This is a genomic window from Lysobacter sp. ESA13C, assembly GCF_019970005.1.
Lineage (GTDB): Bacteria > Pseudomonadota > Gammaproteobacteria > Xanthomonadales > Xanthomonadaceae > Lysobacter > Lysobacter antibioticus_B.
This window is the reverse complement of record NZ_JAHXYK010000010.1, coordinates 172,224-198,753: the sequence shown is the minus strand read 5'-3', so window position 1 is coordinate 198,753 and position 26,530 is coordinate 172,224. Positions and strand designations below refer to the sequence as shown.

Below are 26,530 nucleotides of genomic sequence, written 5' to 3'. Positions count from 1 at the left end.
ACACCGCTCCTCCCCCCGCTCCAACCGACTGCGGCCGTCAGGCCGCGGCCCGGGATCGCTGTTGCCTTTCGTCCGCCATCCGCGCCGCAGATCCGCCAGGAGAGTTCCGATGTTGCCCGCAAGCCGCCGCCCGCGCCGTCAACGCGCCAATCGCCCATCCCGCATCACCGCCACCCCGCTGTCGTTGGCCCTCGCCGCCGCGCTGCTGGGCCACGCTTCCTTCGCTGCCGCACAGGATGGCCAGAGCAGCACGAACGGCACCGACAGCGCCGACAAGACCACTGAGCTGTCCCGCATCGAAGTGACCGGCTCCAATATCCGTCGCCTGGACGTGGAAACCGCCTCGCCGGTGCAGGTCATCAGCAAGCAGGACATCGAGAACATGGGCGCGCGCACCTTGCTGCAGGTGCTCGACAACCTGCCGGCGGCGCGTCCGGCGCAGCAGGATTCGCGCTCCTTGTTCACCGGTTCGGATGGCGCTTCGCAGGCCAACCTGCGCGGCCTCGGCGCGCAGGGCACCTTGGTGCTGTTGAACGGTCGCCGCCTGTCGTACTACGGCGCGCCGGCCGGCTTCCAGACCCAGTTCGTCAACATCGACGCCATTCCCGCCGCGGCGATCGAGCGCATGGAGGTGCTGACCGACGGCGCCTCGGCCGTGTACGGCACCGACGCAGTGGCCGGCGTGATCAACGTGATCACCAAGCGCAACTACCAGGGCGCGGAAGTCAGCGTGACCACCGACAAATCCTCGCGCATCGATTCCTACGGCGAGCACCAGGCCAGCATCACCGCCGGCTTCGGCGACCTCGACAAGGATCGCTACAACGTCTACGCCTCGGTCAACCTGTATCGCCGCGATGCGATTCCGTTGAGCGACTTCTACGACAAGCGTCCCGACCAGTTCTACGTCAACAATCCCAACTATCTGAAGAACCTGCGCCTGGGCACCGGCAGCAAGCCGGGTGTGTTCAATCCCGGCAGTTACTTCGCCATCAACCCCAGGACCGGCGCGCGCGTGCAGGAACCCGCACCGGGCTGCAACAACGTGCTGACCGGCGAAGCCGCCGGCCCGCGTTGCATCTGGCAGACCTGGATGAACAACGAGATCGACGCGGGCGCCGAAACCGAGCGCATGACCGGTTACGTCAACGCTCATTTCCTGGTCGGCGAAAGCACCGAAGCCTTCGCCGAGCTGACCTACACCGACATCGACCTGCGCGCCAACGGCGGCACGCCGCGTTCGTTCGGCACCACCACCGGCAACCCGACCAGCTGGTTCTCGCGCAATACCGGCAATACGGTCAACCAGTTCCGCTATCCCTTCCTGGGGCCGAACAACGAATACAACCACGCCAGCCCCCAGCTCAAGGCGATCAACGGCGGGGTGGTGGGCCTGCAGTATCTGTTGCAGGATGTCGGCGACAACTACTTCGGCCAGCGCAACACCGACAAGAGCTACCGCGGGCTGTTCGGCCTGCGCGGCGCGATCGGCGACTGGAACTGGGAAACCGCGTTCGCCACCGCCGGTACGCACTCGGTTACCTACCAGACCATCAACGTCAACCTGGACGGCTTCCGTAAAGCCTTCGGCCCGTTCACCGTCGACCCGGGCACCGGCCGCGTGATCATCTCCGATCATCCGGCGTACAAGTTCGGCGAGATCAGCGAAGCCAACGCGGCCTTGCTGCGCGAGGCCTATCCGACCTTCGACATTCAGTCCTGGACTCGCCTGCATACCCTGGACGGCAAGATCGAAGGCCCGCTGTTCAACCTGCCGGCCGGCGAAATGCGTGCGGCGTTCGGCTTCAACATCAGCCGCGAGACCTTCTACACCCCGGGCAACGCAGACGCGGCCAACGGCCTGATCACCCAGCAGGGCGGTTCGTGGTTCGACGGCAAGCGCAACACCTATGCCTTGTTCGCCGAGACCGTAGCGCCGTTGACCGAGAAGTTGGAGCTCGACGCTGCGCTGCGCGTGGACAAGTACCCGAATTTCAGCGCCAACCTGGCGCCGAAGATCGGCTTGAAGTATCAGGTGCTGCCGCAGTTGTTGTTGCGTGGTACTTACTCGGAAGGCTTCCGCGCTCCTAGCCTGGCCGAGGCCGGTACCGGCGGCGTGTTCGCCCAGCTCGGAGGTTTCCGCGACGAGCTGCGCTGCGCTGAGACCAACGCGATCGCCAACCTGTTGCGCCAGTCGCGCCGCGGCGGCGATGTGGACCTGGGCAACTCGCTGCTCAATGCCGACTGCAGCCGCACCGTGGCGCGCATGACCCAGCCCAACCAGGACCTGGAGCCGGAGAAGGCCAAGATCGCCACCTTGGGCTTCGTGTTCGAGCCGCTCGACTGGCTGTCGGTGTCGGCCGATTACTGGTTCATCTATCGCCGCAACGAAATCGCCGCACCGGACTTCAGCAAGGAACAGGACATCGTGTCGATGGCCCGTTCGCCGATCACCGATTCCGACCGCGCCGCGCAAGCCGCGTTGGCGGCGATGTGCGCCGACCCGGCCAGTGGCGTGAGCTGTCCGGGCACCTTGCCGGGCTATAGCGCCGGCAACGTGGCCAGCGTCGTCGGCCAGTACAAGAACCGCGGCCGCACCCTGGTCGATGGCTTCGATATCGATGCCCGCAGCCGCTTCTCGCTGGGCGAGTGGGGCAGCCTGAACGTCGGCGTGGCCGCCACCATCGCGCGCCGCAAGGAGGCCTACCTCGACGACGAAAACGGCTGGTACTACGGCAACACCGTGGGCTATCACAGCAATCCGCGTTTGCGCGCCACCATAAACGCCGATTGGAACTACCGCCAGTTCACCACCAGCTTCTTCGTCAACTACGTCGGCCACACCAAGTGGGCCTGGGACCGCGTCGATGCCGAGGACAACAACCCGGAAACCTGTACCGCCGGGTTCCTGCCGGTGCCGGAAGCGCAGTGCGACGGTGTGCCGTCCTGGTGGACGGCTAACCTGAGCCTGGCCTGGCGTCCGACCGAGAAGCTCAACGTCGGTTTCACCGTCAAGAATCTGTTCGACCGTCAGCCGTTCTACGACCCGAACAGCTTCCTCGGCGACTCCAGCGACTACGCCACCATCCTCGGCCGCAGCTACAGCGTCACGGTCGGCTATAAGTTCTGACGAAACAGATCGCGCCGGCATTGCCGGCGCGATCTTCGTGGTACACCCGATCCCGATAGCCTTGTCGCCCTGAAACAGCTCCCAGCGGGCTGCTGCTTCAGGGCGGCATCGCTTTTAGGGCTTAGCGGGGTTTGCCGGGGACACTCATGGAATTTGCGCCAGGGTCGGTCGAGAACACGAACCGGCTCTCGTACTCGCCCTCGCTCAATTTCTTGGTGGTTTCCATAAAGCTGTAGGTCGGTGCGCCGGTGTCTTTGGCGAAGCGTTCGGACCAGGCGGTGTAGTCGTCGGCGGATTTCGTGCGCATCGAGCCGATGCACAGGCTCAGGCCGCAGGAGAAATCCCGCAGCACTGCCTTGTCGCCGAGGCCTCGCGAAATGGCGGCCTTGTAGTGAGCCGCCAGGTCGTGAGCCTCGGGGTTGTTCGCGGCGCCTTGATCGAACAGGCGGGCCGCTTGTTGAAATTGTTTGTCGGACTGCAGGAGCGTGGCGGCTCTTTCGGTAGCCAGCCCGCCATCGGCCAACAGCTTGCTTTCGGCAGGGAGGTAGGGCAACGGCGGAGGAGCGGATGGCGGTGCGCTTGCGGCAGCGGTGCCGCTCGTGCCGCTGGTGCCATCGGCCAAGGCCGGGGCGCTGTTGGCCTTGGTGGGATCTTTCGAGTCGGGCGCGACCTGCGCTGCCGGGACTTGGGAGGAGGGCGTTGGGGACTGGCTTGCCTTGTCGGAACAACCGACGAGCAACGTTGCCGCAAACACTACGAATGCCGGATGAAGTTTCACGGTCGACCTCTGGATGAGTGCCGGACTCCCAAGGGAGCCCGGCGGGATGCTTCACGTCAGGGTGTCGAACACCCCAGTGAAGTTATGGCTCACTCCGGCGGCAGGGTGGGTTCGATGGTCATCGATACCCGACCACCGCAACAATCGGTGACGCGATAGCCAGTGGAGGTCGTGGTCACGCTGCAGGTGTTCGTGCAGGTGTACTTGCGTCCATTGAGGATTACCGAATCCCCCGCGATTGCGGCCGTCGCGGCCGCGGCAATAAATCCGCCTACTAACATAGGACCGACGATCATCTTCGACTTCACTGTGCGCTCCTTGATACTGGTTTGATGGGCTGGCTTCTTGCCAGCCGCGGAACACTAGCAAGGGGCGATTTGGAGCGTCAATCCAAATACGTGTTTCTGCTTAGGCGGTAGAAAACGAAATTTAATTTGTCGCTATTGGCATAAAACGAAAGAAAAATTTGGTTGAACTGCGTCCGCTTCCCACAGATGATAGGCGCGAACGCTTCGTGTCCCGTCGGTACTGGCGTCAATAGGGAATTCCTTCTCGCTCATGAAGAGCTCCATACTTGTGACCGGCGGCGCCGGCTATGTTGGAAGTCACGTAGTACTTCAGTTGGTGGAAAGAGGCGAACGGGTCGTCGTCCTGGACGACCTGAGCACAGGCTTCGCCGATGCCGTCATCGGCTCCGAACTGGTGGTCGGCGATGTCGCCGACAGCCGCGGCGTCCTGCGCCTGTTGCGCGAGCGCCAGTTCGATACCGTCCTGCACCTGGCCGCCCGCACCGTCGTGTCGGAATCGGTCGCAGACCCGTTGCGCTACTACGCCGACAATGCCTGTGCGACCCGCAGCCTGCTGTCGTGCTGCGCACAGGCCGGCGTAGCCAATTTCGTATTCTCCTCGTCCGCGGCGGTGTACGGCATGCCCGCCTCGGGCATCGCCGACGAACAGATGCCGGCCGCTCCGCTCAATCCCTATGGCGCATCCAAGCTGATGGGCGAATGGATGCTGCGCGATCAGGCGGCCGCCAGTGGGCTGCGCTTTGCAGTGCTGCGCTATTTCAATGTCGCCGGAAGCGATCTGCGTGGGCGCATAGGCCCAAGCACCCGCAACGCGACCTTGCTGACCAAGGTCGCTTGTGAAGTCGCCACCGGCAAGCGCAAGCACCTTGCCATCTACGGCACCGATTTCGCGACCCCCGACGGCACCGGCGTCAGGGACTATATCCACGTCGACGATCTCGCACGCGCGCATCTCGACGCCTTGACCTACCTCAGGGGCGGCGGCGAATCGGTCGTGTTGAACTGCGGTTACGGGCGCGGCTATTCGGTTCGCGAGGTATTGCGCGCCGTCGAACGGGCCAATGGCGGCCCGATTCCGGTCGTCGACGCGCCGCGACGGCCAGGGGATGTGCCGCTGCTGATCGCGGATGCAACAAGAATCCGTCGTGTGCTCGGCTGGGTTCCGCGTTACGACGATATCGATGTGATCATCGGCAGCGCACTCGCGTGGGAACGTCGCATCGATGCAAGAACGCCTCGCCCGGTATCGGCCCGCGCACTTGAGGGAGCGGCAGCGCTGCGGCCGGACGCCCCTCGCGTCATGGCCCTGTAAGCATTACCGCGTCGTCGTAAACGACTGCCGTTAGCGAGCGTGGTCGCATGGCGATCGCTCGGCCGACGGTGGGTTCCTGATTCGAACCTGTAGAAACCAGAATATGGAAATCCAGAGAAAGATCTTCGTGCAAGTGCCGAGCTACCGCGACAGGCAGCTCATCCCGACATTGACGGATCTCGTGGAGAACGCGTCGGACCCCGGCGGGCTCCGCATCGTGGTTTGCTGGCAGCACGACAGCGACGAATCCCCGGACGACTTCATCGATTCCGGCTTCCGCCACTCGGGCAGCACCCGCAGGAACGGGCACCTCGTGCACCTGTTGGACAAGGACGGAGCGATCGTCGAAGTGATCGATGTCCACTTCCTCGACTCCAAAGGCTGCGGATGGGCGCGCAACGCGAGCCAGGGGCATTACGACGGCGAGCGCTACAACCTGCAGATAGATGCGCATCACCGCTTCGTCGAGCACTGGGATGCGGCCATGATCGACATGCTCGAGTCTTTGCGCGGCCGGTACGAGAAGCCGTTATTGACCGGCTATCCCCCGTCCTTCGACCCGGCCGTTTTCCCGGAGGGCCGGCAGAATCATGTCGGGCAAATGCTGGTCCGGAAGTTCTCCACCTTGGGGATCGTGAGCTATCGCGCGGCCAGGATGCCCGGCTGGGAGGAACGTACGGAACCGATGAGGGCGCGCTTCATGAGCGGCGGTTTCGTCTTCTCGGACGGCCGGTTCGTCGAGGAGGTCATGAACGATGCCGAACATTTCTTCTCGACCGAGGAAATCGTCATGGCGGTCAGGGCGTTTACCCACGGCTACGATTTCTTTCACCCGCATCGCCCCCTGCTGTGGCATCAGTACAACTCGGGGGCCAGGAAGGTGTGGGACGACCACACCGACGAACGGAAATCGAACGGCGAGATAGAAGGAAGCGCAACCGACCGGGCAATTCTGGCGCTGGAGCGATCTTTGTCGCTGCTGGGTATTTCCGAAGATCACGAGGCCGTCGATTTCGGCAGGTACGGTCTTGGACGACATCGTTCGGTTGAACAGTTCGAAAGATACGCGGGGCTGAGTTTCAGGCACCGGGGGATCAGGAGGGAGGCAGCGGAGCCCACCGAGCCCGATGAGTCTTGCTACGACCTCCCCGTCAACGAGTGGGAAGACGGCTTGATCTGCAAAAGAGTGTTCCGAGTGTGCATCAGCAACGCCCAGCCGCTTCCCGAGTCTGCAGATCTGGATTCGGTGGTGGTAGCCGCCTATGCGGCGGACGGATCGGAACTCGTAGCGCGCAGTTTGTCGGCGACTGAGCTGGAAGTTCTTGGCGCCCAAGGCTCTTTCGAATACATCGAGAAATTCGAGGCTTGCCCTTCGCGACTGCCTGCTCAGTACGATCTGCAGGCCACGAGCAAGTCGCCGGAGCTCAGTGGCGCATTTTCCATCATGGTGCATGAGCTTGGCGAAGACGCGGTGTCTGTCGCTCTTTGAGGTCGCAGCCGCCGATACAGCCCGACGCTGCGATGGCTACGAAGCATCGCAGTGGCGCCGCCGGCCCTTCCATCGCCGAAGGGAACTTCGCAGGCTTGGTTTCGAGGGTTGAGCATCGGGTCGCCGACAGTTCGGCGTCGTCACGTGCGGACGCAGGACCCGGGTCGTTGCCCTGGCCCTCCCGGAAGGGCGTGGCCAGGGGCGTGGCTTCCTCCGCTTGACATAGACAGACCTGTCTGTATATTTCCGGCCATGAAAACCGCCGAGCCGGTACCGCCCCCTCCGCGCGAGCGCATCCTCGCGGTCGCCTCGCAGCTGTTCTACGCGCACGGCATCCGTGCGGTGGGGATCGACACGATCATCGATCAGTCCGGCGTCGCCAAGGCCAGCTTCTACAAGCATTTCCCATCCAAGAACGATCTGGTCGCCGAAGTCCTGAGCCAACTCGGTGCGGCCTGGCGGCAATGGTTGGCCGATGCGGTCGATCGGCTGTCCGACGACCCCGGCGCGCGCCCTTTGGCGGTGTTCGACGCGCTGACCGAGCGCTTGAACAGCAGCGGTTTCCGCGGCTGCATCTTCATCAACTCGATCGTCGAACTGGCCGATCGCGACCACGCCGGTCATGCGGTCGCCCACGACCACAAGCAACAGGTCACCGCCTATCTCGAACGCCTGCTCGTGGACGCGCAGATACGCCCGGCCGGCGATCTGGCGAGCCAACTGATGATGCTGATCGACGGCGCGATCGTCACCGCGCTGCGTACCGGCTCGGCGGCGGCATCCTCGTCCGCCAAAGAAATCGCACGGATGCTGATCGAGCGGCGTCCGGCCAAACGACGCCGAAGCGCCTGACGCGTAAGCGCCGGTTGCATCGCATCGCCCCCACCTGTCGCCTCATTCGGATCAACGTCATGACCTCGTTGTTGAAGCGCTTTGTGTTACCGATCGTATTGTCCGCTGTGTTCTCGCAGGCCTCGGCGGCCGAGCCGGCCATCAAGCTTTACGCCATGGATTGCGGCCGCGCGCAATTCGCGGATCTCGCGCCGTTCGCCGATACCGGGGAGTACGACGGCCACCCCGGTACCCTGATGATGCCGTGCTTCCTGATTCGCCACCCGAAGGGCGACCTGCTGTGGGAGGCGGGCCTGGGCGATCGTTACGCCGAACCCCTGGGCGGGACTCAGCTTCCGCTTTACCGCGCCATAGTCGATACCCCGGTTGCGGCTCAGCTTCAGCAGTTGGAGCTGAGCTTCGACGACATCGACTACTTCGCTTTCTCGCACGGCCATGGCGACCATCTCGGCAATGCGAATGCATTGAAGCAGGCGACCTGGATCGTGAACCGCAAAGAGCTGGAATGGATCCAGTCCGTTCCGGCGCCGCCGCGCACCAACCTCAAGCTGATCGAAACCCAGGCACGGGCGGCCACGGTGCTTATCGACGGCGATCACGACGTGTTCGGCGACGGCAGCGTGCGTTTGCTGAAGGCGCCGGGCCACACGCCGGGGCACCAGGTGCTGCTGCTTCGGCTGCCGCGTTCGGGCCAGGTCCTGTTGACCGGCGATCTGTACCACTCGCACGAGAACCGCGCCGGGAAGCGCATGCCGGTGTTCAACGTGAGCCGTAGCGAGACGCTGGCGTCGATGGACCGCATCGAGCGCATCGTGAAAAACCAACGGGCCCGCGTAGTGATCCAGCATTCGATGGACGATTTCAACGCGCTGCCGGTTTTTCCGGCCTACCTGGACTAGCTGTGGGGCGGTCGGCGCGGTTTGCCCGCATCGCATAGGATCACTGAGAAAAGCCAGGAAGCGGGCTTCCTGCCTTTGTCTTGGGACGTGCTGTGCGGCGAGGCGGACTTAATGCTTGCTTAGTGCTTGCCTTCGGGCTCGACATAGTCCTTGCCATCGGCAGGCAGATAGAAGTCCGTGCCTTGGTCCACGATCCAGCCCAGGCCGTTCTTGGCTTCGAGGTTGAACGTGCCCATCGGCGTCTCGAACACCCCGAGCACGTACTGGTCGATCATGGTCTGGCTGATCGAGAAGCTGCTTTGGGTCGAGTTGAAGTCTTCGAACCGTCCGGACCAACGGATGATGTCGCCGTTGACTTCGACATTGTCGATGACGCCGTGCGCGGTCAGGCCGATGTTAGGCAGATAGACCTCGATATCGTCGCCGACCCCCTTGGACTCGACGACATAGGGGTCGTAGGCGACGAACTGGCGACCATCGGAAACTTGCTTGGCCGAGGGGCGAAAACTGCCCGCGATCACCTTGTCGGGGTCGGCCAATTGCAGGATGGCCTTCTTACCGAGTGCTGCCTGCAGTTTCGTCCGGTCCAGGGAGAAGGTGCTGCGCCTGGACACGAGGCGTTCGATATCGCCATCGCGGTGCGAGGCGGACGCGCCACCTTGCTCGGGCCCAGCGGTGCCGGGCGGGGCATAACTCGAGTCCTGCGGGCTGCCGTTCGCAGTCGACGGGTCCGCTCGGAAGTGCAGCAACAGGCCGACCGTCGCCGCGCCGGTCAGGACGAGCCCCATGATCAGAGCCTGGTTTCGTTGAACGTGCATGACTGTCCTCGCGATTGACCGACGGACCTGCCCGGCCGGCCCCGATGGCCGGCCGGGCAGGCGATGAACGCAATAGTCAGTAGAATTCCGAAACGAACTGGGAACGCTCATTCATCGCGCGCACCGCATCGATTTCGTTCTCGATGCCCATCGCGACACCATGGTCGGGCGTGTAGATGCGCGGATTCGAGTAATACGGAATCACGTTGTCGTTCATGATTTCCTTGGTCATGTGGTAGCCCTTGGCATAGGCCGTGGCGCCGTTGTTCTCGTTGGCATGGGCGATGCCCATGTTGTGGGCCAGCTCGTGGCGCATCACGGTAGTCCCGCATTCCAACGCGCCAATGCCGACCATAGCCTCGCGGCGCGTCGCCGTGACTACGCCGAGGCCGCACGATGCCGCGGTGGCGTTGTAGTAGTCCTCGTAGTAGAAGGCATCCGCGGAAAGTTGTTGGCGGGTGGCCAGAACCGTCTGGTCCGTTTGTGCCGCGTTGAGGGCGTCCGACAAGCTGGTTTCCGCGAGCTGATGCTTCAGGAAGCCGACCGACTTGACATAGAAGTTGACCTTGGAGTTCTCCAGCGCCTCGTTGGTCAGTCGCAGGCCTTCGATCAGCCGCATCTTTTCTCCCGACTCGCCGACCCGGGCCACGGCCCGGTCGGTGTAGGCCATCAGCATGGTGATGATGCGGGTGTCCTGCGTCCAGCGCCCGGCGCTGTCGCGGACGAATCGCACGATGTCGCCGGTGCTGACCGGCAGCGAGCCGAAGGTGGTGCTTTGCCCGGTGACATCGAAGCCGAACGTGGCGTCGCTTTTGACGATCACTTCGTCGCCGGGTTGCGCGTTGACCGGCAGCAACAGCTTCTGCGACCAGTTGCCGTTGAGCGCATTGAAACGCACCGTCGGAGTACGCATGTCCGGCAATTGGTCGCTGCCCAGACTATTGGGCGTATGTACGACATCCGGGCTCGACTGCAGCGCCCAGTGATTCTTTTCCTTGATGAAGATGAAGTCGTAGCGCGCACCCGGAAACAGCTTCAAGGTGCCGGTCGTACCCAGATTCTGGTTGCTGATGGTCGCCGACCAGGTGGCGTCGGAGGTGACGCCGATGCGGTCGCGATCGCCTGCGGTCGCCGGCAGGATGAGGCTCGGCGACCAGTTGCCGTTGGCGAACTTGACCTGGGTGTTCGGTACTGCCGGAGCGGCCATCTGCGCGCCGATGCTACCGGCGTTCAAGGTCGTAACCGGCGTCTTGACGCTGAACCAGCGCTGGAACTTGGTCTGATAGACAAATACGTACTGGTCGCCTCCGCGCAGGTTGAACGTGCTCGCGAACTGCAGGTTCTGCGAGCTGATCTTGCTGCCCCAGGTGGCGGTGGAGTTTACCGCAAGCACGCTGTTGTCCGGTGCGCTGGCGGGCAGGGTGACGGTCTGCGCCCAGTCGCCGTCGGCGATATCGAAGCGGGTGTACTTGCCGACTGCGGGTGAGGGGATGCTGCCGCTGCCACCGTTGGAGTTGGGCGTATAGCTCGGCGCCGTTACCACCCAGCGTTGTTTGGCCGCCTGATAGACGAAGGTGACGTGATCGTCCTTGTAGATCGTCATCGACGTCAGCGGGAAGTCGGTGTTGCTCGCAATCAGGTTGCTGGTCTTGGTGGTGCTCGAATGAATGGTGACGGTGGATTGATCGGCGGCGCTGTTCGACAGCGTCAGCGTGGAGGCCCAATCGTTCTTCGAGATATAGAAGTCGATGGACGGGTAGTCGCCCGGGATATCCCCGCCGCCGACGGCGCTGGGGCTGAGGTCGGTGGCGGCGGCGTTTATGGCGAACAGCATCGCGAACAAGCCGATACACAATCTCTTCATTTCATCGTTCTCCACTGCGGGGATTCCAGGGTGCCGGCCGGCGTTTCGCCATGCTGCGCGTGTTCCTGGTTCTGGTGCATCCGGCCTTCCTGCCATACATGCGTCCCGTTCCTTCGACGACTGCTTCGTGCGAGTTTCTGGCGTATCGGGTATGCGACCTGACCTTTGCTCTGCAAGTGATCGCATCCGATGGGCATGCGGACGTTTCCCCGCCAAGTTGATCCTCGATCCGCCAGGCGGCGAGCTGCCAGGCGGATCGAGCCGACGATCAGTAGTACTGCGAGACTTCCAGCGAGCGTTCGTTCAAGGCGCGGGCCGAATCGGTGACATCGGCGATGCCCATCGGCAGCCCCATCGCGACGTTGTAGTCGGAGGTGTACAGATTCGGGTTCGAGTAGTACGCGATGCCGTTACCGCCCATGATGTCCCCGATCAGGCTGTAGCCCTTGGCGTAAGGCGCCGAGCCTCCGGTCGAATCGTCGCCGTGGTTGAGGCCCATGTTGTGACCGAACTCATGGCGCATCACGGTGATCCCGCAGTTCAGGGATCCCGAACCGAGCATGTGTTCCTTCGAGGCGTTTACCCCGGCCAGGCCGCAGCCGTCTTCGGTGCCTTCGTAGTAGACCGCGTCGGCCGCCGATTGGGTGCGCATCGACGCCACTACGGAGTCCTTGAGCACGACATTGAGGATGTCGCCCAGGGTCTCGGCCTGGAACTGACGCTTGAGCAGGCCGACCGCCTTGACGTAGAAATCGACCTCAGAGTTCTCCAGCGCCTCGTTGGTCAGCCGCAGGCCTTCGAGCAGGCGCATCTGCGCCGCGACCTCGCCGAGCTGGGCGGCGGCTTCCTCGCTGTAGATCAACAGCATGGTGATGATGCGGGTGTCGAGCGCCCACGCGCCGGCCGCGGTGCGCACGAAGCGCAAGGTTTCGCCCTTGCGCACCGGCACGGTGCCGAAGGCGGTGTTCTCGCCGCTGACGCTGAAGTCCCAGCTGGCGTCGCTCTTGACCACCAAACAGTCGCCCGGCGAGGCATTGACCGGCAGGCGCAGCGACGCGGTCCAGTTGCCGTCCGCAGCGGTGTAGCGCGCCGACGGCGACTTCATGTCGGGCAGCTGCGAGCCGCCGAGACTATTGGCGGTGTAGGCGGTTTCCGGACTCGACTGCAGCACCCAGCGATTCTTCTCCTTGATGAAGATGAAGTCGTAGCGCGCGCCGGTATACAGCTTCAGCGAGCCGGCAGCCTCCAGATTCTGATTCGAAATGTTCGCCGTCCAAGTCGCGTCGGAGCTCAGACTGATGCGGTCGCGATCGCCTGCCGTGGCCGGCAGGCTGATTTCCGGAACCCAATTGCCGTTGCTGAAGTTGACCTTGGTGTACGGAACCACCGGAGCGGCCATTTGCGCTCCGACGGCGGCGGCGTTCAAGGCGAGCTCTGGAGTTTTGACGCTGACCCAACGTTGCAGGCTGGCGCGATAGACGAAGACGTACTGGTCGCCGGTGCGAATATTGAAGGTGCCGGCGAACATCACGTTCTGGGCATTGATCCGCGAAGTCCAGGTGGCAGTGGAAGCGATCGCGATGACGCTGCCATCGGGGGCGCTCGCCGGCAACGTGACCGCCTGCGCCCAATTGCCGTTGGCGAGATCGAAGCGGAGCAGCTTGCCGCTGGTATAGGCGGGAATGGCGCCGCTGCCGCCGTTGCTGTTCGGGCTGAGGCTGGGAGCGTTCATGCTCCACTGTTGTTTGGAGGCTTGGTAGACGAAGGACACTTCGTCGCCGGTATTCAAGGTCAATGAACTCAAGGGGTAATCGGTATTGCCTGTGATCAAGTTGCTCTTCATCGAGGCGGTGGTGTGGATGGCGACGGTCGATTGATCGGCTGCGTCGTTGGACAGGGTCAGCGTCGGCGCCCAGTCGCGATTCTTCATGTAGAAGTCGATCGCGGCGTAGTTGCCGGGAATATCGCCGCCGCCGATCGTATTCGGGCTGAGGTCGGTCGCATTGGCGTTGATACAGAACAGCATTGCCAACAGGCCGATGGATAGCTTTCTCATCGCATCATTCTCCGTTGCTGTGGTTCTGGCGCCCGTCCGGATAGGTCGGGCGGAAACATGGTGTTCGGCCGTATGCGCGATCGCGGGCCACCGGCGATGCCGGTGGCCCGCAAGGGCTGCCTCAGGTCACCATTCGTAACGCGCCGACAACTGCACGTAGCGCGGGGTCTGGAAGTTGGTGGTCTGGCCCCAGTTCGGGTTCGGCCCCCACAGCTCGAAGTAGTCGCCCGAGTTCAATGCAGGATCGGGACTGGGGATGTTCGGATCGTCTTCGACGCTGATCCTGCGATCGAAAGCCTCGTTCTGCTTCAGCGCCTTGTGGCGGTTGAACAGGTTGTAGACGTCCAATTGCAGGGTCAGCTTCTTGTCCGCCCAGTTCGGGATGTAGGCGACCTGGAAATCGAAGTTCCACCACCATGGAGTGCGTCCCATCTGGCCGCGCTGGCTCAGACGCACGCCGTAGTTGGTGTACTGGTGGACGTTGCCCGAGGTATCGGTCCAGCTGTCCTGGAACGGCCGATCGTGGCACCAATTGGTGCTCGGGGTTACCCAGCCGCCGTCGTGCGAGGCGATGATGTCTTCGGCCGAGTAGTAAGAGGGCACTTCGCCGTTGTGCACGTCCTGGTCGAAGGTGGGCAGGCGGCCGCGGCAACTGCGCGGCAAGCCCGACTGCACCGTCAGGTTGCCGCCCAAGCGCCATTCCTCGTTGAGGTTATAGCTGCCGAACACCTTCAAGGTATGCCGGCGATCGTTGGCCAGATCGCCATAGGAGCCTTCCTGCAGGCTCCGGTTGTTGAAGTCGATGCTGTGGGCGACGGCGCCGTCGACTTCGGTGGAGTTGGCATAGCCTTCGACGTTGCCGTAGCTGTGCGCCCAGGTGTAAGAGCCCTGGATGGACCACGTCGGGGTGCTTTTTTCCAGCATCAGCTCGATCGCGTTGTACTTGCGCTTGTAGCTGGGCAGATTGAAATAGCGCGCGGGCAGGGTGACATTGGTCAGCGGGCCATTGATGTCGCCGTCCAGATGCATGCCGATGGTGGCGTCTTTGTTCGGGTTGATGAAGATGCAGCTCGACTGGGTGCGCATGAAATCGGCGCGCGTCAGGCTCGAGCCGTTCTCTTCGGCCCAGGCCACGTACGGGGTGTAGGTGCAGTAGTTGTCGAAGCCGTTGTTGACTGCGCGACGGATGCCGCGCACGCCTACGGTCCAGTCGTTAGCCAGCGTCCATTGGGCACCGAGGATGAACTCGTCCTGGCTCATCGGCTCGAGTTCGGTGTCGGTGATCGTGCGCGGATCGGGCGGGCGGGGGCCGTTATAGGTATGGAACTGGCTGCCGACGGTCCCGTTGGTATTGACCGTCAGCGGAGCCGACAGGCCGACGGCCGCGCCGGTGGCCGGATCGATGCCTTGGTAGGTGTGGTAGGAGGCGACGAAGTCGGTGTAGTTGGACAGGGTGATCGCGAGCATGTTCGGGATCGGAATGAAATAGCGCCCGGCCGTGCCGTACACCTTGAAGCTCGAATCGCCGTTCATGTCCCAGGAGAAGCCCAGGCGCGGCGACCATTGGTTGTCGACCTTGATGAAGGTCGCGCCGCGCATGTTTTTGTTGTCGAAGGTTTCGCGCCGCAGGCCGCCGTACAGCAACAGGTTCTTGGTGACCTGCCAGTTGTCCTCCAGGTAGACCGCGGTATTGGTGGCGCTGAATCCGCCCGCGCCGGTCTCCATGCTGCGCAAGCGTACGTACTCGCCGCCGGGAGTGAACCCGGAAACGCCCAGTACTCGTCCGCCGGCATCGGCGGTGAGGTAGCGGTAGTAGGTGTTGTTGCCGCTGTATTGGGCGACGAGCGTATTGGACGAGTTCTTCTCGTAGTCGACGCCAAAGCGGACGGTATGGTCGTCGGTATGCCACTCGCCGTCGATCCGATAGCCATCGCGGATGTCTTTCTGTTTGACCGTGCCGTCGACGTAGGTCAGGTACAGAGGGTTCCAACAGCCTATGTATTTGATGCTGCCTTGATTCAACCCGCGCGAATCGTAGGCGCCTGGGCACTCGATGCCGCGCGGAAGTTGCTTGTCGAAGTCGCGGATGGAATCGAGTCGGCCTGCCTGTGCCGAGAGGATGAAGTCGTCGCCGAAGCGGCCGGTGTACTTGAGCAGGCCCATGCGCCCGCCGCCGCCGGTTTCCTTCTTCTGGAAGAACTCCAGATCGCGTCCGCTGCCGAAGGGGCGATCGGGATAGCCGTCTTCGTCGGCATCGATGCCGCGATAATCGCGTCTGCTGACGTCGCGGGGTGCGAAGACTCCGGTCAGTTCGAGGCTGTGGTCATCGTTGATGTTCCAGTCGAGCTTGACCACGCCTTGGGGGCTGGTATTGCGCGTGTGGGCGGCATCTCTGTAGCCATAGCTTTCGTCGATGTCGTAGCGCCCCTGCAACAGGGCGAAGAAGAACAGCTTGTCGCGGATGATCGGACCGCTTTGGTAGACGTTGTACTTGGTGCTCTCTGTTTCGTTGGCCGGATTGGAGTAGCTGAACCAGGGCATCGTTTCCTGGTCGCCGTTGCCGACGGCGGCGAGGTGCGGATCGCGCTGACGCAGATTGGGATTGCGCTCGCGCAGCCAGCGCGGTTCCCAGTACACGCTGGCACCGCCCTTCCAATCGTTGGTGCCGCGCTTGGTGACGACGCTGAGCACGCCGCCGAGCGAGCGGCCGAACTCGGCGCCGTAGCCGCCGGTCTTGACCTGGATTTCGCTGACCGCCTCGAAGGGCATGTCGAAGTACGACAACATGTCGCGCATGTTGGTGATGTCGAAACCATTGATGTAGTAGCCGTTCTCGGCCACCGAGGAGCCGCCGACCGAGACCAGGTTGCCGTAACCGGCATCGCCCTTGACCACGCTCGGCGCCAACAGCGCGACCGAACTGAGTTCGCGCGCTACCGGCAGCTTCAGCAGTTCCTTGGCGCTGATCACCGTGGTCGACTCGACCGACGAGACGTCGATCGGGTTGATCCTGGAACCGTTGACTACGACCCCGTCGAGATCGGTCGCCTGGCCCGGGGCAGCCGTCGATTTGGCGACGAAGCTGACATTCACGCCGGTGCCGACCGGTACGTGCACGTCGCGCTTGTCGCTGCCGGTGCTGACGCGGTAGTCGCCCGGCGGCAGCTGGCTGAAGGTGAAGCGCCCGTCGCCGCCGGCCTTGACGGTGCGTTTCGCGCCGGTGCCGACGTTCTCGATGCTGATGACGGCTTCGGGCGCGGCATGGCCGAAAATCGAGCCGATCGCGCTCTGGGCCATGACGGCACCGGAGAACAGGCTGGCGCTGAGGGCAAGACTGAGTACGGAGCGCATCAGTCGCGTGCTGGGAGTTCTGGCTGGCATCGGGTTTCTCTCTTATTCGTATGGAATCCGTCGCGGCGGTTCCGGGCGGCTGTGGAGCGCACTGGCCGCGCGCCGCGCGAAGTGCGGTGGATAAGCGGTCGTGAAACTCAGGTCGCGCGATAGGTCATGGCTGCCCCTTTCACCTGGTTGAAGACTCGCGACGTGCGCTGGTTGCGCGACTCGTCGAATGCTTGCTCTCGTGCCCGGATGGCCGGGGTGGTGCGCGCGGCACCGAGGAGCGCCGAGCAAGAACTGCGGCGCAGACCGCCGTGGGGGAGGGCGGTCGTCGAGCGGCTAGCGTTTTCGCGCGCCGGTCGATTCGGTTTCGCGGGGCGTCGGGGGCAGTCGACGCGGCGCCGGAGGGGTCCGCCCTCCGCTGTGCGGTAGCTGCGCGTCTTGCCGCGGCAGGGTGCTCGCCGCGTAGATGCGCATCGCTCGATCCTCGCTCGATGCGCTCGTGGCTGCGCCGGTAGCGTGGTAACGAGCGGGCCGGGTGTCGAAGCGCGGGCTGTCGATTGGCATCGGGAGAGAGGGACGATGCCAATCGAGCCCGCGAAAACAGGAGAGGGGCTTCGTCGAGGCCCGACTGGGGAGGCCGTAGCCGTGCCGGACGTAAATCGCTGCGGTACGGGACGCGAGGGGGACGGGTGAGGGCGTTGCGAACCGCAAGGCCCAGGCCCTGTCCGAGCGAGTTGCGCTTGGGACGCAGGCGGGCGGCTGCGCAGAGCGCAGCTGTCGCGGAGTTTCGGTGTGGTCCAGTTCGGCGTGATCCAGGAAAGCCAGCATCCCCATGCCCCTCGTGATGCAACCTTGTCCGCCCGGCGATCTCCCTGATCTCGAATCGGCCATCGCTGATGTCGATGCAGCGATGCGATTGCGTGTAGCGGACATTCGTGTCGTTGACGCGGAATGTAGCTAAATTTCCTGAGTATTTATTAGAATATTTTGATATATGTTTTGAATGACATTAGCGGATTGTGTAATGGTAATTAGGGCGGTATTTGACCAGATTGTATAATTAAATATATGTTTTATAAGAATTTAAATTCGATCATGTGTGCTTGTTGTGACAGTTAATTTCATAAGAAACTAAATAATTCAAGTGTGCTTATTGCATATTAGATCGAGGATAAAAAATCCATGTAAGAAAAAAACAAAATTAACAGGGCTGCCCATGGAACTCGCTCGGAGGTCGCGAGCCTGGCGAGGCAAGGGAGGGGGGCGTGCGCAGGCTTGGGCCGTTTACTGCCGCGCGCCATGGTTTTGTGGTCGTCGGTGATTGCCAAGCGTCACGATCGCAGCGTGCGCAAGGCCGCGATTAGGAAGCTGTAAGGCGTCTTAAGCGCCGGTTGCTTCAATTGCTGGCCCGGCCCCGATAGGCATTACAATCCCGCACTTGTCGAAACCTGCCGCGCAAGCTGGCGAACGCCGCGCCCAAGGCGCCGTTCCGGTGTTGCAGGCCACAAGCGCTCCGCGTGGCCGGTTCGATCTCAGTCGATCAATAAAGGAGTGTCCTGAGTGCCTACTTGGCTTGTGACCGGCGGCGCCGGATTTATTGGCGGTAACTTCGTTCTCGATGCGGTCCGCAAAGGGATCAAGGTCGTCAATCTCGACGCCCTCACCTATGCGGGCAATCTCGACACCCTGGGCAGCCTGGACGGCAACCCGAATCATGTGTTCGTCCAGGGCGACATCGGCGATGCCGCCCTGCTCAAGCGTCTGCTGGCCGAACACCGGCCGCAGGCGGTGGTCAATTTCGCCGCCGAAAGCCACGTCGACCGCTCGATCGAAGGTCCGGCGGCGTTCGTGCAGACCAATGTCGTCGGTACGCTGAGCCTGCTCGAGCAGGTGCGCGACTACTGGAAGCAACTCGATGCGCCGGCCCGCGACGCGTTCCGCTTCCTGCACGTGTCGACCGACGAGGTCTACGGCAGCCTCGGCGACACCGGCAAGTTCACCGAAACCACGCCGTATGCGCCGAACTCGCCGTACTCGGCCTCCAAGGCCGCTTCCGATCATCTGGTGCGGGCGTTCCACCACACCTACGGTCTGCCGGTGCTGACCACGAATTGCTCGAACAACTACGGGCAATTCCAGTTCCCCGAGAAACTCATCCCGCTGATCATCGCCAAGGCGCTGGCCGGCGAACCGTTGCCGGTCTATGGCGACGGCCTCAACGTCCGCGACTGGCTGTTCGTCGGCGATCATTGCGCCGCGATTTCGCGCGTGCTCGAAGCCGGCCGTATCGGCGAGACTTACAACGTCGGCGGCGATGCCGAGCGCGCGAACATCGTCGTGGTCAAGACCATCTGCGCGCTGCTCGACGAGCGTCGTCCGCTCGCCGACGGCCGTGCCCGCGAATCGTTGATCGCCTATGTCGCCGACCGCCCGGGCCACGATCGCCGTTACGCGATCGACGCCGACAAGCTCAAGGGCGAGCTCGGCTGGGCGCCCACGGTCACTTTCGAAGAGGGGATCGCCCGTACGGTCGATTGGTACCTCGACAACCAGGCCTGGGTGCAGCGCGTGCTCGACGGCAGCTATCGACTGGAACGCATCGGCCAGGCTTGAAGCGGCCGCTCAAGAGGAACCACGCATGAACCGTAAGGGCATCATCCTCGCCGGCGGCTCCGGCACGCGGCTGTATCCGATCACCCAGGGCATCAGCAAGCAGCTGCTGCCGGTCTACGACAAGCCGATGATCTACTACCCGCTCAGCGTGCTGATGCTGGCGGGGATTCGCGAAGTGCTGATCATCAATACGCCGCACGAGCAGGCTCTGTTCAAGACCCTGCTCGGCGACGGTTCGCGCTGGGGCATGCGTATCGAGTACGCGCAGCAGCCGAGTCCGGACGGACTGGCGCAGGCCTATCTGATCGGTCGCGAGTTCGTCGCCGGTCAGCCGAGCTGCTTGGTGCTCGGGGACAACATCTTCCACGGCCCCGGCCTGACCTCGATCCTCAAGCGCGCCGACCAGCGCCAGGAGGGCGCGACCGTGTTCGGTTACTGGGTCAGCGACCCGGAACGTTATGGCGTCGCCGAGTTCGATGGCGACGGCAGGGTGGTCGGCCTGGAAGAAAAGCCGCTCAAGCCTCGCTCGCACTATGCGGTGACGGGGCTGTATTTCTACGACGGCCGAGCCAGCGATTTCGCCGCGAGCCTGAAGCCTTCGGCGCGCGGCGAACTGGAGATCACCGATCTCAACCGGCTTTACCTCGAAGAGGGGTCGTTGCACCTGGAGCAACTGGGCCGGGGCTATGCCTGGCTCGACACGGGTACGCACCAGTCGCTGCTCGAAGCCTCCAATTTCATCGAAACCATCGAAGCCCGCCAGGGGCTGCGCATCTGCTGCCCTGAGGAAATCGCCTGGAACAATGGCTGGATCGACGCCGATCAACTGGCCGAGCTCGCTCGTCCCCTGGCTAAGAACGGCTATGGTCAATATCTGCTCGGCTTGGCCGAGCGTGGCTTCGTGCCGTAAAGGAACCGCTCTTGAAGATTATCGAAACCGATCTGCCCGGCTGCGTCGTCATCGAACCGCAGGTGTTCGGCGATGCCCGCGGGTTTTTCTACGAATCGTTCAACCAGGACAAGCTCGCGGCGGCCGGTCTGAACCCGCGCTTCGTCCAGGGCAATGTTTCCTCGTCCGCGCGCGGCGTGCTGCGCGGCCTGCATTACCAATGGCCCAACCCGCAAGGCAAGTACGTCTCGGTGATCGAGGGCGAGGTGTGGGACGTGGCGGTGGACATCCGCCGCGGTTCGCCGCACTTCGGGCGTTGGACCGCGGTCGTGTTGAGCGCCGAGAACAAGCGCCATTTCTGGATCCCGGAAGGCTTCGCGCACGGCTTCGCCGTGCTCAGCGAACGCGCAGTGTTCAGTTACCTGTGCACCAACACCTACGATGCGAAGGCCGATGCCGGCGTGCGTTGGGACGACCCGGACCTGGCGATCGATTGGCCGGTCGGTGATCCGTCCTTGTCGGCCAAGGACGCCGTTGCGCCCTTGCTCAAGGACGTTGCCGAAGACCGCCTGCCGGTCTACACGCCATGAGGGTGCTGTTGCTCGGTGGCGACGGTCAGGTCGGCCATGAACTGCGCCGCAGCCTTGCCGCTCTCGGCGAAGTGGTCGTTACGACCCGCAGCGGCCGGCTCGCGGTCGACGGCAGCGTCTGCGAGACCCTCGATCTGGCCCAGGCCGATGCGATCGAACCCCTGCTGCGCCGCGTGCGTCCCGACCATGTCGTCAACGCCACCGCCTATACCGCGGTGGACCGCGCCGAAAGCGAGCGCGAGCTCGCGTTCGCGGTCAATGCTCAGGCGCCGGCGCGGCTGGCCGAGCTCTGCTCGGCCGACGGCATCGGCCTGGTCCATTACTCCACCGACTATGTCTTCGACGGCAACGGCACGCGTCCGTATCTCGAAAGCGATCCGACCGGCCCGCTGAGCGTCTACGGCGAGAGCAAGCTGGCCGGCGAAGAGGCGATCCGCGCCAGCGGGGCCTCTCATCTGATCCTGCGTACGGCCTGGGTCTATGCCACTCACGGCCATAACTTCCTGCGCACCATGCTGCGCCTCGGTGCCGAGCGCGACGAATTGCGGGTGGTCGCCGACCAGCACGGCTCGCCGACGCCGGCCTGGTTGCTCGCCGATGCCGCGGCGACGGTGCTGGGCCAGGGCATCGTCGAATCCGGCGTGCGCCATATCGTGGCCGGCGGGCAGACCAGCTGGCACGGTTTCGCTGAAGCTATATTCGCCGAAGCCCAGGCCCGAGGCCTGATCGAGCGCCGCCCGCAGGTGCTGCCGATCACCACCGCCGACTACCCGACGCCCGCGCGGCGGCCGAACTATTCGGTGCTCGACACCAGCCGTCTGCAAGCCGAGTACGGTCTGTCGATTCCGCAGTGGCGCGACGCTCTCAAGACCACGCTCGACGCCGCCGCCTGAACCCGCGCGTCCGCGGCATCGCCACGCTTCCGTGGGCCACGCAGCACACTGCCGCGGCCCAATTGTGTGAGCGCCGTCGGCCTTCTATGATCGCTGCGTCGCGGACGCGACGGGCCGACGTTTCGCCGCGGGGATGGGCGAGGGCGGACCGGCAGGCCGGCTGAAGCCCGGCCTGCGAAGACGTAGGGAGTGCGCGGCTTGCGAGCGTTCCTCCATGACGGCAGTCCGCGCCGACCGGCGGCGGATGCCGCCGGCTTTCGAGGGAACCGTTCTCGAGGGAACCGTTCTCGGCGGAACCATTCATGGACTACAGGGGATCGCAATGAAGCATTGGGGAAGCGCGCTGTTGCTGGCGGGGCTGCTGGCTGCGCCGATCGTGGATGTCGGCGCCGCGGAAAACGCGGTGAGCGCAGGCGCCGCCGCTCGAGGAGCGGCCGTTCAAGGCGTCGATGTAGAAGCCTTCGTCAAACCGGATACCTTCACCGACGTCAAACTGTCGCCGACCGGCGAGTTCTACGCCGCCTCGGTGCCGATGGAGGACGAGACCGCGTTGGTGATCTTCAGTCGCGCCGACATGAAACGCACCGGCGTATTCCGGGTGGGCAAGAACAATCACGTCGACGATTTCTGGTGGGTCAGCCCGACCCGTGTGTTGATCGGCATGGCCCAGAAGCTGGGCTCGCGCGACGCGCCGATCCCCACCGGCGAACTGTTCGCGATCAACGCCAACGGCACCGGCGCCGACGTGCTGATCGGCTACCGCGTGCAGAGCCGCGGCGCCGGCACGCGCATCCAGCCGAAGAAGGTCGAGGACGTCGCCGGCTTTCTGGTCGACGATCTGCCGGCCGACGACAAGGGCGTGGTGATCTCGGTGCAGCAGTTCAGCGCCGACGCCTATACCCGTGCCGAGCGCCTGGACACGATCACCGGCCAGCGCAACCGGCTCGCGATCGCGCCGGTGCGCAATGCCCGTTACATGACCGACAACGCCGGCGTGGTCCGTTTCGCGCTCGGCTTCGGCACCGATCTGCGACGCAAGCTGTTCTACCGTGCGGATGAAAAAGCCGAGTGGGCTTTGCTGGGCTCGGATACGCAGGACGAGGTCATGGATCACCCGATCGGCTTCTCCGCCGACGACAGCGTCGCGTATTTCCAGAGCGAACAGACGCAGGGGCCGGACGCGATCGTCGCCTACGACCTCGCCACCCGCACCCGCAAGGAGGTCCTGCGCGACAAGACCGCCGATCCGGACCGCATCATCTATCGCAACAACACCCGCATCCCGGTCGGCGTGTTCTTCGCCGACGGCAAGCCGCGCACGGTGTTCTTCGACAACGCCTCGCCGGAGGCGCGCCAGTACCGCAGCCTGGAGGCGGCGTTCCCCGGCGATGCGGTGCGCATCACCTCGCAGAGCGCCGACGGCCAGCTGGCCCTGGTCCAGGTCTGGAACGATCGCAGCCCCGGCGATCTGTTCTTGTTCGACAAGGCCAACAAGCATGCCGCGCACGTACTGAGCCGCCGTTCCTGGTTCGACCCGGCCACGCGTGCGCCGGTGCGCGCGGTCAACCTGCGCGCGCGCGACGGCCTGCCCTTGTCGGGCCTGCTGACCACGCCGAAGGACAGCAGCGGCAAGTCCCTGCCGCTAGTGGTCATGCCGCACGGCGGTCCGTTCGGCATCCAGGATGCCTGGCGTTTCGACGACGACTCGCAGTTGCTCGCCGATGCCGGCTATGCGGTGCTGCAGTTGAACTATCGCGGCTCCGGCGGCTACGGCCGCGCTTTCCTCGAAGCCGGCAAGCGCGAGTGGGGCGGCAAGATGCAGGACGACGTCACCGACGCGACGCGTTGGGCGATCGAGCAGGGCATCGCCGACCCTTCGCGTATCTGCCTGTACGGCGCGAGCTACGGCGCCTACGCCTCGCTGATGGGCGTGGCGAAGGAGCCGGCGTTGTATCGCTGCGCCGCCGGTTATGTCGGCGTGTACGACCTGCCGATGATGCACACCACCGGCGACATCCAGCGCCGCGGTTCCGGCGAGGCCTATCTGCGCAGTTGGCTCGGCTCGCCGGAAGCGCTCGACAAGGTGTCGCCGACGCGTCTGGCCGACCGCATCAAGGTGCCGGTGTTCCTCGCCGCCGGCGGCGAAGACGAGCGTGCGCCGATCGTGCACAGCGAAAAGATGGAGAAGGCCTTGCGCCAGGCCGGCGCGCCGGTCGAGACGCTGTACTACAAGACCGAGGGCCACGGTTTCTACCGCGAAGAACACCAGCGCGAGTACTACACGCGGTTGCTGGCGTTCCTGTCGAAGTCGCTGGGAGGCCGTGTGGCGGCGGCGCCGAAGGCGGCAGCGCCGGCGCAGGGCAAGTAAAGGCGAGAAGTGAGTGGGGAGAAGTGAGGAGTGAGTAAGGGCCGTCGCCGCTGTCCTGCTCGCTTTTCGCCCCAGTCGCCAGCAGGTAGTAAAAGGCGAGAAGTGAGTGGGGAGAAGTGAGGAGTGAGCAAGGGCCGTCGCCGCTGTCCTGCTCGCTTTTCGCGCCAGTCGCCAGCAGGTAGTAAAAGGCGAGAAGTGAGTGGGGAGAAGTGAGGAGTGAGCAAGGGCTGTCGCCGCTGTCCTGCTCGCTTTTCGCGCCAGTCACCAGCGGGTAGTAAAAAGCGAGAAGTGAGTGGGGAGAAGTGAGGAGTGAGCAAGGGCCGTCGCCGCTGTCCTGCTCGCTTTTCGCGCCAGTCACCAGCAGGTAGTAACGAGTAAGCGTTGCAACTCGCTTCTCACTCCTCCCTTCTCACTCCTAAAACCTCACTCCTAAAACCTCACTCCTCGTTACCCAGCTCCTGCCCGCCTCACTTCACCCCGTGCATCCAGCGCCGCAACAGCGGCGACAGCAGCAGGAACAGCACGCCCGAGCCGATGCCGAGCCACATCAGCATCGAGAACAGTTCGGCGTAGTTGGCCGAAGCCGAGGCCATGTCGATCGCGCCGCCTTCCGGGATCTCGACCGAGGCGATCTTGGCGAACTGCGCGGCCAGCACTTCCGAGAACGCGGTGGCCAACCAGAACGCGCCCATCATCAGCCCGACCACGCGCGCCACCGAGAGCTGGGTCACTGCCGACAGGCCGATCGGCGACAGGCACATCTCGCCGACTTCGAGGATGAAATACGCGGCGACCAGATACCACACGCTGGCCATCTCGCCGCTGCCCGACACTTTCGCCGCGGCCATCAACGGTAGGAACGACAGGCCGGCGAAGATCAGACCGAGCGACATCGTCACCGGCTTGCTGGGGTTGCGCCCGCGCCGCGCCAGCCACGGCCACAGCCACGAGAACAGCGGCGCCAGCACCACGATGAAGAAGGCGCCGAGATAGGTCAGCGAGCCGGCGGTCTGCGGCACCAGCACCACGTCGTGTGCGGTCGCCAGCGCCAGGCCGAGCGCGAGCAGGCCGACCAGGAGCTTGGCCAGTCCGTCGCGGCCACGGTCGCTGGCCATCAGCGCCGCGACCATCAGCGGCGGGCTGAGCGCCATCGAGAACGCCGACCAGGGCAGGGTCGGTGCGTACCCGCCGACGGCGAGGCCGAACATGTCCTTGGTCATCAGGCGGTCGTTGAAGGTCACCCAGGAGCCGTAGGTCTGCTCGTACAGGGTGAAGAAGATCAGCACCGCGAAGATCAGCACCACCAGGGCCAGCATCTGTTGGCGCTCGACCGCGCTGCACTGGCGCGCGATGAAGCCGAAGAACCAGACCAGGAACACCAGCAGGGTCGCCAGCATGATCGCCAGCGCCGCGGTGAAGCTGAGGCTGCCGAGGCTCAGGGTGATCTTCGAGGCGACCTGGATCGTGCCCCACATCACCAGCACGCCCAGGGCGGTGCCGAGATAGATCCACACTTCGCGCGAGAACGGGCCGACGCGCTCGCGCAGGCGCGACGGGGCGCCGGGTTCGGCATGACCGCGCAGATAGCGCTGGCCCCACAGGAACATCAACAGCCCGGCGACCATGCCGACGCCGGCGGCGCCGAAGCCGTACTTCCAGCCATAGGTCTCGCCGAGGAAGGCGCAGATCAGGGCCGAGAACAGCGCGCCGACGTTGATGCCGGCATAGAACAGGGTAAAGCCGGAGTCTCGGCGCGGGTCGTTCTGCTCGTAGAGTTTGCCGACGATGGTCGAGATGTTCGGTTTGAGAAAGCCGACGCCGCTGATGATCAGCGCGAGCGACAAATAGAACACCTGCAAGGCGGTCTCGTCGCGCACCGCCACGCCGTTCACCATCTTGGCGGCGTGGCCCTCGTAGGCCATGCCCAGGTGGCCGAGCACCAGCAACACGCCGCCGAGCACGACCGCCTTGCGCATGCCGAGGTAGCGGTCGGCGAGCAGGCCGCCGATCACCGGCACCGCGTACACCAGCCCGCCGTAGGCGCCGATCAGGTCGTAGCCGGCGTCGTCGCCGAACAGGTGGTACTTCAGCAGATACAGCAACAGCAGCGCCTTCATTCCGTAAAACGAGAAGCGCTCCCACATTTCGGTGAAAAAGCAGACGTACAGGCCCTTGGGATGGCCGAGGAAGTCGTCGTTGCGCGGTGCGACCGGCGCCGGGTTCGAAATACTGCTTGCGGGCACGAGCGGATTCCCTTCGGACCAGGAGCGGGCCGGGAGGCGGGAGTATAGGGCGGGGCAGGTGGTCGAGGCCCGGGGCGGGGCGTGAAGGG

17 protein-coding genes are annotated in these 26,530 nt (G+C 63.9%); 10 read left to right on the top strand and 7 right to left on the bottom strand.

Translation table 11 applies throughout. The annotated features are described in order from the left end of the window. Window positions 1-178: 178 nt before the first annotated feature. Window positions 179-3,130: a TonB-dependent receptor gene (locus LC490_RS19310; RefSeq protein WP_223621268.1), complete on the top strand. Its 2,952-nt coding sequence runs from the start codon at window positions 179-181 to the stop codon at window positions 3,128-3,130. Between the two features lie 121 nt (window positions 3,131-3,251). Here the strand turns inward: LC490_RS19310 and LC490_RS19305 are convergent, their stop codons facing one another. Further along, window positions 3,252-3,908, bottom strand: a complete 657-nt coding sequence (locus LC490_RS19305) for a hypothetical protein (protein WP_223621251.1) — start codon at window positions 3,906-3,908, stop codon at window positions 3,252-3,254. Between the two features lie 89 nt (window positions 3,909-3,997). Further along, window positions 3,998-4,216, bottom strand: coding sequence for a hypothetical protein (locus LC490_RS19300; RefSeq protein WP_144436320.1), 219 nt, complete (start codon window positions 4,214-4,216; stop codon window positions 3,998-4,000). 268 nt (window positions 4,217-4,484) lie between these two features. Between LC490_RS19300 and galE the strand changes: the two genes are divergently transcribed. The 4 genes from galE to LC490_RS19280 all read left to right on the top strand — a co-directional run bounded on the left by galE (window position 4,485) and on the right by LC490_RS19280 (window position 8,768). Further along, window positions 4,485-5,528, top strand: a complete 1,044-nt coding sequence (gene galE, locus LC490_RS19295; protein ID WP_343223026.1) for a UDP-glucose 4-epimerase GalE — start codon at window positions 4,485-4,487, stop codon at window positions 5,526-5,528. A gap of 103 nt (window positions 5,529-5,631) precedes the next feature. Continuing rightward, on the top strand, window positions 5,632-7,017 hold the full coding sequence (locus LC490_RS19290) for a GlcNAc-transferase family protein (protein WP_223621249.1): 1,386 nt from the start codon (window positions 5,632-5,634) through the stop codon (window positions 7,015-7,017). Window positions 7,018-7,269: 252 nt separating this feature from the next. Continuing rightward, window positions 7,270-7,869, top strand: a complete 600-nt coding sequence (locus LC490_RS19285) for a TetR/AcrR family transcriptional regulator (RefSeq protein WP_031371888.1) — start codon at window positions 7,270-7,272, stop codon at window positions 7,867-7,869. Between the two features lie 14 nt (window positions 7,870-7,883). Continuing rightward, window positions 7,884-8,768, top strand: coding sequence for an N-acyl homoserine lactonase family protein (locus tag LC490_RS19280; RefSeq protein WP_223621248.1), 885 nt, complete (start codon window positions 7,884-7,886; stop codon window positions 8,766-8,768). 119 nt (window positions 8,769-8,887) lie between these two features. Here LC490_RS19280 and cpaB read toward each other — a convergent pair whose 3' ends face one another. From cpaB to LC490_RS19260, 4 genes are all read right to left on the bottom strand, one after another. Beyond that, a complete protein-coding gene (gene cpaB, locus LC490_RS19275) occupies window positions 8,888-9,586 on the bottom strand; it encodes a metalloprotease secretion chaperone CpaB (protein WP_223621247.1) in 699 nt (232 codons plus the stop codon). Window positions 9,587-9,662: 76 nt separating this feature from the next. Beyond that, entirely contained in the window at window positions 9,663-11,450 is a 1,788-nt protein-coding gene (gene cpaA / locus LC490_RS19270) for a metalloendopeptidase CpaA (protein WP_223621246.1), read from the bottom strand. 268 nt (window positions 11,451-11,718) lie between these two features. Further along, window positions 11,719-13,506 (bottom strand): metalloendopeptidase CpaA, encoded by a 1,788-nt coding sequence (gene cpaA, locus LC490_RS19265; RefSeq protein ID WP_223621245.1) that lies wholly within the window; start codon window positions 13,504-13,506, stop codon window positions 11,719-11,721. 126 nt (window positions 13,507-13,632) lie between these two features. Continuing rightward, window positions 13,633-16,857: a TonB-dependent receptor gene (locus LC490_RS19260; RefSeq protein ID WP_223621244.1), complete on the bottom strand. Its 3,225-nt coding sequence runs from the start codon at window positions 16,855-16,857 to the stop codon at window positions 13,633-13,635. Window positions 16,858-18,405: 1,548 nt separating this feature from the next. Between LC490_RS19260 and rfbB the strand changes: the two genes are divergently transcribed. From rfbB to LC490_RS19235, 5 genes are all read left to right on the top strand, one after another. Beyond that, a complete protein-coding gene (gene rfbB, locus LC490_RS19255; protein WP_031371894.1) occupies window positions 18,406-19,458 on the top strand; it encodes a dTDP-glucose 4,6-dehydratase in 1,053 nt (350 codons plus the stop codon). 25 nt (window positions 19,459-19,483) lie between these two features. Further along, the gene (rfbA, locus tag LC490_RS19250; RefSeq protein WP_031371895.1) at window positions 19,484-20,368 is read left to right on the top strand and encodes a glucose-1-phosphate thymidylyltransferase RfbA; all 885 of its coding nucleotides are present in this window, start codon (window positions 19,484-19,486) and stop codon (window positions 20,366-20,368) included. Window positions 20,369-20,379: 11 nt separating this feature from the next. Continuing rightward, window positions 20,380-20,937, top strand: a complete 558-nt coding sequence (rfbC, locus tag LC490_RS19245) for a dTDP-4-dehydrorhamnose 3,5-epimerase (RefSeq protein WP_031371896.1) — start codon at window positions 20,380-20,382, stop codon at window positions 20,935-20,937. Continuing rightward, the gene (gene rfbD, locus LC490_RS19240; protein WP_223621243.1) at window positions 20,934-21,830 is read left to right on the top strand and encodes a dTDP-4-dehydrorhamnose reductase; all 897 of its coding nucleotides are present in this window, start codon (window positions 20,934-20,936) and stop codon (window positions 21,828-21,830) included. The genes rfbC and rfbD overlap by 4 nt, the downstream gene beginning before the upstream one ends. A gap of 322 nt (window positions 21,831-22,152) precedes the next feature. Beyond that, on the top strand, window positions 22,153-24,198 hold the full coding sequence (locus LC490_RS19235) for a S9 family peptidase (RefSeq protein WP_081930839.1): 2,046 nt from the start codon (window positions 22,153-22,155) through the stop codon (window positions 24,196-24,198). A 467-nt stretch (window positions 24,199-24,665) separates the two neighbouring features. Here LC490_RS19235 and LC490_RS19230 read toward each other — a convergent pair whose 3' ends face one another. Beyond that, window positions 24,666-26,441 carry a peptide MFS transporter gene (locus LC490_RS19230; protein WP_223621242.1) on the bottom strand — a complete coding sequence of 592 codons (1,776 nt, stop codon included), beginning with the start codon at window positions 26,439-26,441 and terminating at the stop codon, window positions 24,666-24,668. Between the last annotated feature and the right edge of the window lie 89 nt (window positions 26,442-26,530).